Here is a 14,077-nt window from a genome sequence, read left to right as displayed (position 1 = left end):
TCGTGCGCAGCGGCGCTGGACCGTGGTGGGCGGAGCAGGCCGAGGCCGCAGGGAGCGGGGCGAGGCCGCGGGGAGCGGGGCGGGGGCTGCAAGTGGCCGTCGGGCGAGCTGCGGGGTTGCCGTCAGGCGAGCTGGAGGCCCACGAGCCACGCACCGCCGAGCGCGAGGCACGCGAGGCAGACGAGGAGGAGGACACCGACCCAGAAGAGGCCGGGCAGGTGGGTCAGACGGCCGAGCATGCCCGCGTCCGAGACGTCGGAACCGCCGCGGCGGCGGACGCGTCGGCGCCCGGACTGCATCTCCAGCACCGCGCGCGGAGCGCCGAGGAGGAAGAACCAGGTGACGAGGTAGGCGAACGTCGACTGCACGACCTGGGAACCCCACACGGTGACCCCGACCAGCACGGCGGCGCTCACGAGCACCGACCAGAGGCCGTACCAGTTGCGGATCTGCACGAGGACGAGCGCCACGACGACCACGAGCAGCCACAGCAGCGCGACCGCGTAACCCTGCGAGAGGAGCCAGGCGGCCCCCAGCCCCAGGAGCGCCGGTGCGGGGTAACCGGCGGCCGCGGTGGCGACCATGCCGGGACCGCGCGGCTTGCCGACCGACACGGTGAGACCCGACGTGTCGGAGTGCACACGGATGCCGGACAGGCGACGACCGACGAGGACCGCGACGGCCGCGTGGCCGGCCTCGTGGACGATGGTCAGCGCGTGCCGCGTGAGGTGCCAGAGCTGCGGGACGACGAGGACGACCAGGACGACCGCCGCCGTGCCCACCACGACGATCGTCTCCGGCACGGGCAGGGGCGTCGTGACGGCCTGCCACGTCTCGTTCCACCAGTCCACGGCACTCCTCGGCGTCCCGCCCGAGGCGCGTCCGCGGGCAGGGGGACCCTACCGGCGGCGGCTCAGGGCTGGGCGGTGAGCGTCACGTCGTCGCCCGTGGCGGTGACGCGCGCGCCGTCGGGGACGACCTCGACGGACGAGAGGACGAGGCCCTCCGGAAGGCCGGTGACGGGCACCTCGAGCCCGCGCAGCCGCGAGGCGCCGCGTTCCGGGAGGTCGTCGACGGTGATCGTCAGCCCGCCGAGCGACATCTGCCCGACGTCCACCAGCAGCCGACCGCTCTCGACCCGCGGCTCGAGCGCCGCCGACAGCGCCACACCCAGCACCTCGCCCGACGCGACGAGCGCGTCGCCGTCGACCGCCACGGTCACGTCCAGGTCGGCCTGCTCCGCGACGACCTGCTCGATCGTCGCCGTGGGCAGCGTCCCGGTGATCGAGCCGGTCGCGACCGTGTACGGCTCGGACGTGCTCACGCCGTGCGCGTCGAACGTGACGTCCGTCGCGGTCAGCCCGCCGTCGAGCGTCACGCCGTCCGCGCTGCCGCTCACGTGGTCGAGCGACCCGGCGAGCACCTGCGTGAGGAACGGGAACCCGTCGATCTCGACCGTCGGGGTGCCGGTGACGTCGAGGTTCGCCGCGACCGACTCCGCGGCCCGCCGCTCGGCCGTCGCCGCGGCGACCCGGTCGGCGACGACGAGCCCGGCGCCGAGCACGACGACCGTCGACACGACCGCCACGACCGCCCGCGCGCTCACCGGCGACCCTCGGCCGGGCGTGCCTGGCCGGCGCCGGTCCGCGGTCGGGACGCCACGAGGGACGCCGCCGTGGCCGTCAGGAGGGGGGCGGGTGAGGGCTCGGTCCTGGTGCGCACGCGCCCACCGTAGGGGTGGCGACCTCGGTGCACATCCGCAGACTTGCTCACCGGTGGGGCATCGATCAGGCACCCACGCCGGGAGCGACCGGTCAACCGGTGCTCGCGCGGCCGTGCCCGCCAGCGCCGGCACCGACCAGGCCCGCCGCTTCCGAAAGCGACCGGACGACCAGTGCTCGCCGACCAGGCCTACCGGTGCTCGCGGAGCGGCCTCACCAGGTCCAGCCGCGCGCGGCGAGCTCGACCTCCTCGCGGAACCGTTCGGCCGGGTCACCCTTGGGCCGCGGGAGCACCTCGACGCCCGCGAGCCGGCACGCCTCCGCGAGCAGCTGGTCGTAGGCGAGCTGTGAGGCGATGATCCGCTCCGCGCGGGCGAAGGTGCGCGGGTCGAGCTCAAGCTCGCGCACGTGGTCGGCGACGGCGCCGAGCCGCTCCTGCACGCGCAGCGCGTCGAACGGGTTCGGCGGGACGGGCCGAGCGGGTCGGAGCCGGTGCGCCCAGCTCTCGAGCCTGTCGGCGAGCGCGACCCGCCACCGCGGCGGCTCGTCGGCGCCGGGGAGGAGCGACCACAGCGCGCTGAAGACGAGCGCCGGCACGAAGAGGACTGCGGCCAGCAATACCCACGACATCGTGAGGTCCTTCGTCGACGCTTCCTCTCAGGCTAGGTCGCGCATGTGGGCCACGCCACAGTTTCTCCGAGGCCTTCTCCGAGCCGACCTGACCTGTCGGCGGCCCTCTCCGACCTGGCCGCGTCGCCATGCGCCGACGGCGGACGCGGAGGCGTCGTGCTCAGCCGGCGCGGACGGTCAGGGTGCTCGGGCCGTGCGTCGTGGGACGGACCTCGATGCGGTCCGCGATCGCCTGCTTGAGCGTCTCGACGTGCGACACCACGCCCACGACGCGCCCACCGGCGCGCAGCCGGCCGAGCTCGGCGAGCACCTGGTCGAGCGTGTGCGGGTCGAGCGTCCCGAACCCCTCGTCGACGAAGAGCGTGCCGAGGTCGATGCCGCCCGCCTCGGCGCTCACCACGTCGGCGAGGCCGAGGGCGAGGCACAGCGACACGTAGAACGTCTCGCCGCCGGACAGCGTGCGCGGGTCGCGCTGGTGTCCGGTGCGGTGGTCGACGACGCGCATCGCGAGGCCGGTCCGGCGCGTGCTGACGTCCTCCTTCACGTCGCTGCGCACGAGCTCGTAGCGCCCGTCGGACATGCCCAGCAGCCGGTCGTTCGCGGCGGCGACCACGTCCTCGAAGCGACGCGTGAGCACGTACGTGGCGAGGGAGAGCGCGTGCGCGTTGTCGCCGCCCGTCCCGCCCGCGACGGCGGCGAGCCGGGCGACCGGCGCGTGCGCGAGGGTCCGCTCGACGAGCACGCGCGAGGCCTCCACGACGGCCGCCGTGGCGGCGGCGACGGCGCGCGCCCGGTCCCGCGCGCTGCGCGACTCACCGGCGGCCGCCTCGTGCTCGACGCGTGCAAGGCGCTCGGCCTCCCGCGCGGCGGCCAGGTCGACCACGAGGTCGTCGGGCAGGGCGGCGATCGCCTCGTCCGCCAGTCCGGCACGCACGCGGGCGACGGCGGCGACGTAGGCCTCGACCGTCGTCGTGAGCTCGGCCAGCACCGCCGGGTCGACCAGGGCGTCCCGCGCCTCGGCGGCATCGGCGAACCCGTGCTCGGCGAGCCCGTCGGCGAGCTCGCCCCGGCGCACCGTGTCGTCGGCGTGCGCGCGCTCGACGGCCAGCAGCGCGTCGGCGAGCGTGGCCGCGGCGGCTGCACGTCCGCGGAGAGCGGCGTGCCGGGCCGCGACCGTGGGGTGCTCGCCGCGCCCGGCGACGACCTCCGCCTCCGCCGCGTCGAGCTGCTGGACGAGCGCCTCGATCCGCACCTCGGCGGCGGCGAGCCCGGTGACGGCCTCCTGCCGCTGCGCGGCGCGCCGTGCGGTCGCGGCGTCGTGCGTCTCGAGGTCGCGGGCGAGCCGGGTGGCCTCCGCGACGGCGTCCCGCGCGGCGGCGAGCTGCTCGTGCGCGGCGGCGAGGCGGGTCGCGACGTCCCGCGCGGTCGCGCCGTCGACCTGTCGCGTGAGCGCGGCGACCTGCTCGGCGCACCGCACGACGTCGCCCTCGGCGGCCCGGACGTCGTGCTCGGCCGCCACTCGCGCGTCCTCGGCCTCCTGCACGGTGTCGGCCGTGACGTGGTCGGAGCCGAGCGCGGCCTTCGCCGGGTGCTCCACGGCACCGCACACCGGGCACGCGTCACCGTCGGCGAGGGCCGACGCGAGCTCTCCGGCGAGGTCGGCGATGCGCGCGGTCCGCAACGCCGCCTCGGCCTTGACCGCGGATGCGGCGGCGCGCGCCGCGGTCGCGAGCCGACGCTCGGCAGCCGCGTGGCGGTCGCTCGCGTCGTCGAGCGCGACGAGCGCGGTGGCGACCTCCGTCAGCGCGTCGACGGCCGCGGTCCGCTCGGGCACGCCCGCGGCGAGGTCGGCCGCCTCGCGGTGCGCCGCGACGAGGACGGCCCGTTCGTCGGGTCGGCCCGCGAGCCACGTGTCGTGCGCGGCGATCTCCGCGCGCAGGTCGTCGACGGTCGCGCGGGCGGCGCGCACCTCGATCCGCCGACCCTCGAGCCCCGCCTCGACGGCGACGAGCCGCTCGACCGCCGCGGCCTGCGCGACCGACTCCTCGCGTGCCACGTCGAGACGACGCCGTCCGTCACGGGACGGGACGTCCTCGACCACGAGGTCGTCGAACAGCGTCGGGTGCAGCGCGCCCGCACCACGGTCCGCCGCACCACCGGCACCCGCGGCGGAGCGCCCGTCCGGCAGACCACCACGCGGACCGCGCAACCCTCGCGTCCCACCGGGCTCGAGCCCACGCCCCGAGCGCGCGCCGGGTGCCGGCTCGCCGCCCGACGACTCGTCACCGCTCACCGCACCGTCGGGCGCCGACCGGCGCGCGAGGTCGGCGAGGTCGGCCGGCGCGACGTCGACGGCGGCGTCGAGCGCCTTCGACGCCGACTCCAGCGCGGCGCGCGCCTCGTCGGACCGGCGGAGCAGCGGCCGGACGGCCTGCGCCGCGCGGGCCGTCCCGAGCCGGGCCACGGCCGCCCCGTGCACGGGTTCCGCCTCGTCCAGGGCGGCGCGCTCAGCCAGGAGCGCGTCGCGCCGGCGCAGCAGGTCGGCCGTGCGGGTCGCCTCGTCGAGCACCGTGCGCGCCTCGGAGCGGCGCTGCTCGGCTGCAGCGGCGCGCGCCTCGGCGGCCGCGGCCGCTTCGGTCACGGTCGCGGTGAGCGCCCCCACGACGGCGTCGACCGCGTCCACCGTGCCGCTGGCGACGGCCTCGTCCAGGTCGACCCGGAGCACGGCCGCGGCGTCCTCGTCGAGGCGTGCGGCGCCCACGAGGTGCGCGGCGGCGGTGGTCAGGCTCGTGCGTGCGGTCGCGACCGCGTCGGCCGACTCGCGCTTGAGCTCGACGAGCCGCCGTCCGATCCGGTCGTACACCTCAGTGCCGAAGATCTTCTGCAGCAGCCCGCGCCGCTGCTCGGGGTCGGCGCGCAGGAACCGCGCGAACTCGCCCTGCGGCAGCACGATCGTCTGGACGAACTGCGTGCGGTCGAGCCCCACGACCCGCTGGAGCTCCGCCCCCGCCTCGTCGAGCCGGGTCGACAGCACCTCACCTGCGGGCACGTCGTCGACGTCGCCGCTGCCGTGGTCGTCGGGCGACAGCCGCCACAACGTGATGGACGGCTGCTGTCGCACGGTGCCGGTCCCGCGCTTCTTCGGGCGGTCGTAACCGGGGCTGCGGCGGACGCGGTACACGCCGGACGCGACCTCGAAGGTCAGGTCGACGACGGTCGGCACGTCGTCGGCGGCGTAGGCGGACCGCAGCCGGTCGTCGCTCGCGTCGGCGGACGCGACCTTGCCGTAGAGCGCGAACACGACCGCGTCGATGAGGGTCGACTTGCCGGACCCGGTCGGCCCGTCGAGCAGGAACAGGCCCGACGCCGCGAGCGCGGCGAAGTCGACGGTGTGCCGGCCGGCGAACGGTCCGAGGGCCTGCACGGTGAGCGTGCGCAGCTGCATCAGGCGCTCCGCTCGGCGGCGAGGACGTCCTCGTACGCGCGGCGCAGCACGTCGATCTCGACCTGCGTCGCCTCCGCGCCCGTGACGTGCCGGACGAACTGCGCGGCGACGTCGACCGGGTCGTGCGCGGCGGTCACGAGCGCGGCCGCCGACGACGCGCCACGCTCGGGCGCCCGGTGCTGCACGACGAGCGCGTGCGGGAACCGCTGGGTGACGCGGCGGTAGAGGTCCGTCGGGCGCTGCGCGTCCGTCACCGTGACCCGGACCCAGTCGTCGACGTGCGGCTCGCCCGCGGCCCCGAGGAGCTCGTCGAGCGTCCCGGTGACCTCGGCGAGCCGACGCGCGACCGGGGCTGCGACGAGCTCGACCGCAGGCGCGTCGCCGGAGAGGTCGACGAGGGCGGTCGACTTGGTGTGCCGCAGCTCGGAGAACGAGTACGCGAGCGGCGACCCCGAGTAGCGGAGCGTCGTGCCGTCGGGTCCGGCGACGCGCTGCGGGCCGTGCAGGTGGCCGAGCGCGACGTAGTCGACGCCGGCGAACGCGCCGGCCGGCACGTGCTCGACGCCGCCGACGGCGAGGTCGCGCTCAGACTCGCTGGCGACGCCGCCGACCACGAACGCGTGCGCGGCGACGACGCTGCGCACCCGTCGACCGCCGGTCGTACGACGCCGGGCACCGACGTCGGCACGCACGCGACGCATCGCCGCGCCGACCACGGCCTCGTGCGAGCGCGCGGGGACCTGCCGCTCACCGTCGGGGCCGTCCTCCACGAGGTCGGTCCGCACGGTGTCCGGGTCGAGGTAGGGCAGGCCGTAGACGAGGAGGTCGCCGTCGTCGGACGGCAGCACGACGGGCTCGTGCAGGCCCGCGACCCGCGTGCGCAGCCGCACCCGCTCGCGCATGAGCGCGGACCCGAAGCCGAGCCGGGTCGCCGAGTCGTGGTTGCCGGACGTGACGACGACGGTCGTGTGCTCGGCGAGCCGCGCGAGCGTGTCCGACAGCAGCGTCACGGCCTCGACGGGCGGGATCGCACGGTCGTACACGTCCCCCGCGACGACGACCGCGGCAACCGCCTCGGAGCGCACGACCTCGACCAGGTGGTCGAGGTACGCCGCCTGGTGGTCGAGGAGGTCGACCCCGTGCAGCGTCCGACCGAGGTGCCAGTCGGAGGTGTGCAGGATCCGCATGCCGAGGACGCTAACCGCCGCCTCCCACACGACGCCCGAGGCGGACCGGAGCGTCGTGCGGCGACCGTCGTCACACCGGGCTGTGGACGGTTCGCTGGACCCCGGAGGCCCAGCCGCGCGCGGCCCGACGGCTCAGGCGGGCTCGGGCACCGCGAGCGAGGGCTCGGACACGAACTCGTCGCCCATGCCGATCATCTCGAGCACGTCGCGCAGCACGCGGTGCGGGTCCTGGAGCGAGACGGGGATGCCGGCCTCCCGGGCCGCGAGGTGCAGCTGCAGGACGAAGGCGATGCCGGACGAGTCGATGAACGTCGCGTGCGTCGTGTCGACGACCACCGGGTCGCCGCTGATCAGCGCCTGCGCCATGGTCGCGCTCGCCTCGTCGCGCAGCGCGGCGTCGACCTCCCCGACGAGGACGACGACCGTGCGGCCGTCCTGCTCGTCGACCCGGATCGTCCCCGCGGCTGCGGTGTGCTCGCTCAGCTCCATGGCTCCTCACTCCTGCACGTCCGGGCCAGGGGGCCCGGCGGCCTGATGACGGTACCGGCCTGCGCCGACGTCGCCACTCGAGACGCCCAACGGCCACGGAGCGGGATCCGTTCCCCGTGGCGCGTGTCCGCTCCGCCGCGTCCGCCCAGCATCGACCTCGACCAGCGTCAGGTCAAGAGCCGGTCAGCGAACGATGGAAGCACCGCCAAGTCCACAGAAAATCGGCACACCGACGGCCGGTCCGAGGGCCTTCAGGACTCCGGTTCGGTGACGTCCGCCACCGTCGCGGACAGCGCCCGCACGAGGTCCGACCCGTCGATCGTCGCCGCGACGCCGTGCGCGCCCGCGCCGATGGAGACGGAGCGGCCCGGCACCCGGGAGTCCGCCACGACGGGCCACGCCGTGAGCGACCCGAACGGCGTGATCGTGCCGCGCTCGTACCCGGTGACGTCGCGCGCCGTCTCCGCGTCGGGCATCGACAGCCGGCTCACGCCCAGCAGCGCGCGCAGCTTCGGCCAGGAGATGGTCCGGTCGCCCGGCACGAGCACGAAGAGGAAGTCGTCGTCCCCACGTCGCACGACGATCGTCTTGACGATGTCGGCGGGCTCGACCCCTCGCGCCGCGGCGGCCTCGGCGAGCGACCGCACCGGCCCGTGCCGCGTGACCGTGTACCCGACGCCGGACGCCTCGAGCGCGGCCGCCGAGCGCCGCTCCCCGTCGGACACGTCGTGCACCCCGGCGGCGTCAGCCGCCTCGTGCACCACGGCGGCAGCGCCGTCGGCCGCCCCCTGCCCGTCCCGCGACCCGGCCGTCTCGCTCATCCGGCCACTGTAGGGGCGTCGGCCCAGCGCGCACGTCCGTCCCGCACGACGAGGTGCGCCCCCGTCCAGCGCCGCCGCAGCCACCGGTCGTGCGTCGCGACGACGACCGCCCCGGGCGACACCTCGAGCGCGTCGACGAGCTCGTCGGCGAGCCGGACCGACACGTGGTTCGTCGGCTCGTCGAGCAGGAGCACCCCGGGCGTCCGGGCCACCAGGAGGGCGAGGACGACGCGGCGACGCTGCCCGACGGACAGCTCCCGCAACGGCCGGTCGACGTCCCGCGGCGCGACCAGCCCGAGGTCGACGAGGCGCACGGCATCGGGCAGGTCGGCGGTGACCGCGTCGTACAGGGCGCGGGGTGTGCGCGCGTCGTCGGCCAGACCGACGTCCTGCTCGAGCAGCGCGACCTCGACGCCGCGCGCCCGCTGCACGGACCCCCGCGACGGGGCCAGGTCGCCGGCCAGCAGGTGCAGCAGCGTCGACTTCCCCGCGCCGTTCGGCCCGCTGACCAGCACCTTGGCGCCCGCGGCGAGATCCAGCGACGGGACGACGAGCCGTCCCGGCACCTCCGCGTCGCGCACCTGCAGCACGAGCCCGCCCGCCGCGCCCGACCAGGACGACGGCACCGCGAACCGCAGCGGCGGCGGGGGCTTGCGGACGTGGTCGCGCGTGAGCTCGTCGAGCCGCCGCTGCGCGTCGCGCACCCGCCGCGACACCTGCTGCTCGACGCGGGCGCCCTGGGCGTCGTAGTCCATCTTGAAGTTGTTGCCGAGCTCCCGTCCGTAGCCGATCTGCCGGGCGGTGACCCGCACCGCGTGCCGGAGCCGGGACAGCTCCTCGCGCTCGCTCTTCCACCGCTCCTCCCAGCGCTGACGCTCGACGCGCTTGGCCGCGAGGTAGTCGGTGAACGTGCCGCCGTACCGGGTGGGCCCGTCGAGGGACGGGTCGAGGTCGAGGATCTCGGTGCACGTCTCGTCGAGGAACACGCGGTCGTGGCTCGTCAGCACGACGGCCCCCGGCAGCGCGCGCAGCGCCCCGGCGAGGTACTCGGCGGCCGCGTCGTCGAGGTGGTTGGTCGGCTCGTCGAGCAGCACGGCCGCGGGGCTGCGGACCAGCAGCGCCGCGAGGGCGAGCCGGGACCGCTGGCCGCCGGACATGCGCGCGGTCGGCCGATCCGGCTCGACGTCCGCGAGACCGAGCCCGACGAGGGCCAGCTCGGCCCGGCGGTCGGCGTCCCAGACACCCGCGAGCTCGGCGTCGAGGAGCGCGGACGCGTACGCGTCGTCGGCACCCGGGACGTCGTCCGCGAGCGCCGACGACGCCGCTTCGAGCGCGTGCTCGACGGCCCGCACGTCGGCGAGCGCAGCGGCCATCACGTCGGCGACGGTGTCGGTCGGGGCGAACGTCGGCTCCTGCGTGAGCAGCTCGAGCGCCGCGGGACGCGTCACGTCGCCGCTGTCGGCCGGCTCGACGCCGGCGAGCAGGCGCAGCAGCGTCGACTTGCCGATGCCGTTCTCCCCGACGACGCCGAGGCGGTGCCCGGGGTCGACGTCGAGGTCGACGCCGGACAGCACGGGACGCCCGTCGTAGGAACGGGTCAGGGCACGGGCACGGAGGACTGGGGTCATGCGATCACCACCGGGGGTGCGCGCGTCGTGGCAGCACGACGGGCGCGGGAGTCGGGAGAGGGACTCGGCGCGGCGGTCAGATCAGCACCCGGGCACGGTAGGCACGGTCGACGTGCTCGCGCCACCGGATATCCGCTCGCGCCGGTCGCGCGTCCCCGAGGGCGGTCAGCGCCGCGGCCGGCGCACCCGACCCGCCGCCCGCGCGTCCGGTGGCCCGACCAGGCGCGACGCACGACCATGGCGCCATGCCGACCGCCCCCGGACGCTGCCCGTGATCGCGAGCCTGCTGCTGGGAGTGCTCCTCATGAACGTGCTCGCGCTCGGGCTCGTCGTGGCCCGCGGCCCGGTGTTCGGCACGCGGGTGTACCGGCCGATGCTGCTCAACCTCGCGCTGTCGGCCGCGCCGCTCCTGGTCCTGCTGCTGTCGTACGCGCTGATCTTCCTGATCCCGGTCGGCGTGCCGCGCTCCGTCGTGCTGCCGCTCATCGGCCTGCTCCTGCTCGTCTGGCTGCTGCTCCTGCCCAACGCGGGCTACCTCGTCACCGAGCTCAACCTCAGCCACCGGCGCGAGGGCGACGGCGTGCCGATGTGGTTCGACGTCGTGCTCGTCGTCTCGCTCGCGATGGCCGGTGTCCTCAACACCGTGCTCAACGTGCTGCTGGTGCAGCTCGAGTGGACGATCGCGCGGTACGGCGACGTCGCGGCGCCGCTGCTCGCGGGCGACACGCTCGCGCTCGTCGCGGTCGTCCTGCTGCTCGTGTCGTTCGGCATGTTCCTGGGCCGGCACCTGCGCCTCAACTCCTGGGACGTCGCGCGGCCGTGGCGCGTGGTGAGCAAGACGGTCACACACCTGCGCGAGCCGCGCGCCGCAGGTCAGGCGACCGCGTTCACGCTGCTCTACGCGCTGTTCTTCGCCGTCATGTACGTCGCCGTCGCGGGTCCCGTCATCCAGGCGCTGGTGCTGCTCGAGCAATGAGCGCGCGGTCCGCGCGGAGCACCTGGGAGAATCGTGCGTCGTGACCACCAGCGAGCCGTCGACCGGGCGCCCGTCCGGCCCGCGCCGGCGCGGGGGTCGCGGTGGTGGGCGCGGTCGACGCCCTGACGAGGCGCGGCGGCCCGACGAGGCCCGGCAGCCCGGCCAGCGTGGGCGCGGCGGCGGCCAGCAGCACGACCGGCGCCGCGACGACGAGCGTGCCCAGGCCCGTCGAGCCCGCGCCGCGGCGGTCCGCGAGCAGGTCGTCGTCCCGCCGATCGCCTACCCCGAGGCCCTGCCGGTCAGTGCGCGCCGGGACGAGATCGCCGCCGCGATCCGCGACCACCAGGTCGTCGTCGTCGCGGGCGAGACGGGGTCGGGCAAGACGACGCAGCTGCCGAAGATCGCGCTCGACCTGGGCCGGGGTCGCGCGGGGCAGATCGGCCACACGCAGCCGCGCCGGATCGCGGCCCGGTCGGTCGCGGAGCGCATCGCCGAGGAGGTCGGCACGCCGCTCGGCGAGCTCGTCGGCTACCAGGTGCGGTTCACGGACACGTCGTCCGAGGAGACGCTCGTCAAGGTGATGACGGACGGCATCCTGCTCGCGCAGATCCAGCGCGACCCGATGCTGTGGGCGTACGACACGCTCATCATCGACGAGGCGCACGAGCGGTCGCTGAACATCGACTTCATCCTCGGCTACCTGACGCGGCTGCTGCCGCAGCGGCCCGACCTCAAGGTCGTCATCACGTCGGCGACGATCGACTCCGCGCGGTTCGCGCAGCACTTCGCCGGGCCGCCGACGCCCGAGCACCCCGACGGCATGCCCGCGCCGGTCGTCGAGGTCAGCGGCCGCACGTACCCCGTCGAGATCCGGTACCGGCCCCTGTCGCCGGACGTGGAGGCTCCTGCGGGGGACGCCGGACGCCGCGTGCGGGCGAAGGCGACCGAGGACCGCGACCTGATGACCGCGATCACCGAGGCGGTCGACGAGCTCTCCGCCGAAGGGCCGGGCGACATCCTCGTGTTCCTGTCCGGCGAGCGGGAGATCCGCGACGCGGAGGACGCGCTGCGCACGTCGCTCGGCGCCCGCGTCACCGATCCGCGTCACCCGCAGGCCGTCGAGCTGCTGCCGCTCTACTCGCGGTTGTCCGCCGCCGAGCAGCACCGGGTGTTCGAGCAGCACGCCGCCCGGCGGGTCGTGCTCTCGACCAACGTCGCCGAGACGTCGCTGACAGTGCCGGGCGTCCGGTACGTCGTCGACCCCGGCACCGCCCGCATCTCGCGCTGGTCGAAGGCGACGAAGGTGCAACGGCTGCCGATCGAGCCGATCTCGCAGGCGTCGGCCAACCAGCGGTCCGGGCGGTGCGGGCGCGTCGCCGACGGCATCGCGATCCGGCTGTACTCGCAGGACGACTTCGCGTCGCGGCCGATGTACACCGAGCCCGAGATCCTGCGCACGTCGCTGGCCTCGGTGATCCTCCAGATGATCGCGGTAGGCGTCGCCGCCTCGCCCGACGACGTGACCGACTTCCCGTTCGTCGACCCGCCCGACGTGCGGGCCGTGCGCGACGGCGTGCAGCTGCTGACGGAGCTCGGTGCGCTGGAGACGGTGCCGGTCACCGACGCGTCCGGGCGGACGACGAACGTCACGCGGCTCACCGACACCGGGCGGGCGCTCGCGCAGCTGCCGATGGACCCCCGGCTCGCGCGCATGATCGTCGAGGGCGGCCGTCGGGGGGTCGCGCGCGAGGTCATGGTCATCGCCGCCGCGCTGTCGATCCAGGACCCGCGCGAGCGGCCCGCCGAGGAGCGCGACCGCGCCGACCAGCTGCACGGCCGCTTCGCCGACCCGACGTCCGACCTGCTCGCCTACCTCAACCTCTGGCAGTACCTGCGCGAGCAGCAGCGCGAGCTGTCCGGCAACGCGTTCCGCCGGCTGTGCCGGTCGGAGCACCTCAACTACCTGCGCATCCGCGAGTGGCAGGACGTCGTCACGCAGCTGCGCGAGCTCGCGAAGCCGCTGGGGATCCACGTGTCGCCGCTGCGCCCGGGCTCGTCGTCGTCACGCCCGGCTGCGGCTGCTCCTGCGACCACGTCCGCCGGCAACGGCGCGACATCCGCTCCAGGAGTCGACGACGATGCCTCCGCTTCCGGCGGAAGTCGCGCTCTCGACGACACCGCCCGCGGCGCGCTGCGGCTCGAGTGGGACGCCGACCGCATCCACGTCAGCGTGCTGTCCGGGCTGCTGTCGCACATCGGCATGCAGGAGGCGACCGAGGTCGCCGCACCGGCGCGGGGCCAGCAGGGCGGGCGCGGTCGACGGCCCGACCGGCGGGCGCGCAACGAGTACCTGGGCGCGCGCGGGGCACGGTTCGCGATCTTCCCCGGGTCGGGGCTCGCGAAGCGGCCGCCGGCGTGGGTCATGGCCGCCGAGCTCGTCGAGACGTCCCGCCTGTGGGCGCGCGACGCGGCGCGCATCCAGCCCGAGTGGGCCGAGGAGGTCGGCGCGCACCTCGTGAAGCGCACCTACTCCGAGCCGGCGTGGTCGTCGAAGCAGGGCGCCGCGACCGCGTCCGAGAAGGTCCTGCTGTACGGCGTGCCGATCGTCGCGCAGCGTCGCGTCCTGTACGCCAAGGTCGACCCCGAGCACGCGCGCGAGCTGTTCGTGCGGCACGCGCTCGTGCAGGGCGAGTGGACGACGCACCACCAGTTCTTCCACGAGAACCGGCGGCTCCTCGCCGAGGCCGAAGGGCTCGAGGCGCGGGCTCGCCGCCGGGACCTGGTCGTCGACGACGACGTCCTGTTCGCGTTCTACGACGAGCGCGTGCCCTCCGACGTCGTGTCCGCGCGGCACTTCGACCAGTGGTGGAAGGGCGCCCGACGACGCGACCCCGACCTGCTCACCTTCACGCGCGAGCTGCTCGTCGCCGACGAGGCCGACGCGATCGACGAGTCCGCGTTCCCGTCCCGCTGGCCGCAGGGCGACCTGCGCCTGCCGCTGACCTACCAGTTCCAGCCCGGCACCGAGGCCGACGGCGTGACCGTGCACATCCCGATCACCGCCCTGGCCCGGCTGACCCCCGACGGGTTCGACTGGATGGTGCCCGGCCTGCGCGAGGAGCTCGTCACCGCGACCATCCGCTCGCTGCCCAAGCCCGTGCGCGTGCAGCTCGTCCCCGC

10 protein-coding genes are annotated in these 14,077 nt (G+C 75.5%); 2 read left to right on the top strand and 8 right to left on the bottom strand.

Translation table 11 applies throughout. The features are described 5' to 3' along the window. Positions 1–122: 122 nt before the first annotated feature. From OMK64_RS16090 to OMK64_RS16055, 8 genes are all read right to left on the bottom strand, one after another. Entirely contained in the window at positions 123–851 is a 729-nt protein-coding gene (locus tag OMK64_RS16090; RefSeq protein WP_272729373.1) for a M50 family metallopeptidase, read from the bottom strand. Between the two features lie 62 nt (positions 852–913). Further along, entirely contained in the window at positions 914–1,606 is a 693-nt protein-coding gene (locus OMK64_RS16085) for an LmeA family phospholipid-binding protein (protein ID WP_272729372.1), read from the bottom strand. Positions 1,607–1,934: 328 nt separating this feature from the next. Continuing rightward, positions 1,935–2,351, bottom strand: coding sequence for a hypothetical protein (locus OMK64_RS16080; protein WP_272729371.1), 417 nt, complete (start codon positions 2,349–2,351; stop codon positions 1,935–1,937). A gap of 160 nt (positions 2,352–2,511) precedes the next feature. After that, positions 2,512–5,796: an AAA family ATPase gene (locus OMK64_RS16075; protein WP_272729370.1), complete on the bottom strand. Its 3,285-nt coding sequence runs from the start codon at positions 5,794–5,796 to the stop codon at positions 2,512–2,514. Further along, positions 5,796–6,983 carry an exonuclease SbcCD subunit D gene (locus OMK64_RS16070; RefSeq protein WP_272729369.1) on the bottom strand — a complete coding sequence of 396 codons (1,188 nt, stop codon included), beginning with the start codon at positions 6,981–6,983 and terminating at the stop codon, positions 5,796–5,798. Before OMK64_RS16070 ends, OMK64_RS16075 begins: the two co-directional genes overlap by 1 nt. A 132-nt stretch (positions 6,984–7,115) precedes the next feature. Further along, complete coding sequence (locus OMK64_RS16065) at positions 7,116–7,472, bottom strand: STAS domain-containing protein (protein ID WP_272729368.1); 357 nt, start codon at positions 7,470–7,472, stop codon at positions 7,116–7,118. A gap of 251 nt (positions 7,473–7,723) precedes the next feature. Next, positions 7,724–8,293 (bottom strand): aminoacyl-tRNA deacylase, encoded by a 570-nt coding sequence (locus tag OMK64_RS16060; protein ID WP_272729367.1) that lies wholly within the window; start codon positions 8,291–8,293, stop codon positions 7,724–7,726. After that, positions 8,290–9,921 (bottom strand): ABC-F family ATP-binding cassette domain-containing protein, encoded by a 1,632-nt coding sequence (locus OMK64_RS16055; protein WP_272729366.1) that lies wholly within the window; start codon positions 9,919–9,921, stop codon positions 8,290–8,292. Before OMK64_RS16055 ends, OMK64_RS16060 begins: the two co-directional genes overlap by 4 nt. 271 nt (positions 9,922–10,192) lie before the next feature. Between OMK64_RS16055 and OMK64_RS20930 the strand changes: the two genes are divergently transcribed. Together OMK64_RS20930 and hrpA are read left to right on the top strand one after the other, a co-directional pair. Beyond that, a complete protein-coding gene (locus OMK64_RS20930; protein WP_272729365.1) occupies positions 10,193–10,897 on the top strand; it encodes a DUF1361 domain-containing protein in 705 nt (234 codons plus the stop codon). 40 nt (positions 10,898–10,937) lie between these two features. Then, positions 10,938–14,077: ATP-dependent RNA helicase HrpA (gene hrpA, locus OMK64_RS16045; protein ID WP_272729364.1), on the top strand; the 3,140-nt coding region annotated here is incomplete at its 3' end.

It is taken from the genome of Cellulomonas fimi (assembly GCF_028527925.1).
Taxonomy (GTDB): Bacteria; Actinomycetota; Actinomycetes; order Actinomycetales; family Cellulomonadaceae; genus Cellulomonas; species Cellulomonas fimi_C.
The sequence above is the reverse complement of the archived record's forward strand: the minus strand, read 5'-3'. Positions and strand labels throughout refer to the sequence as shown.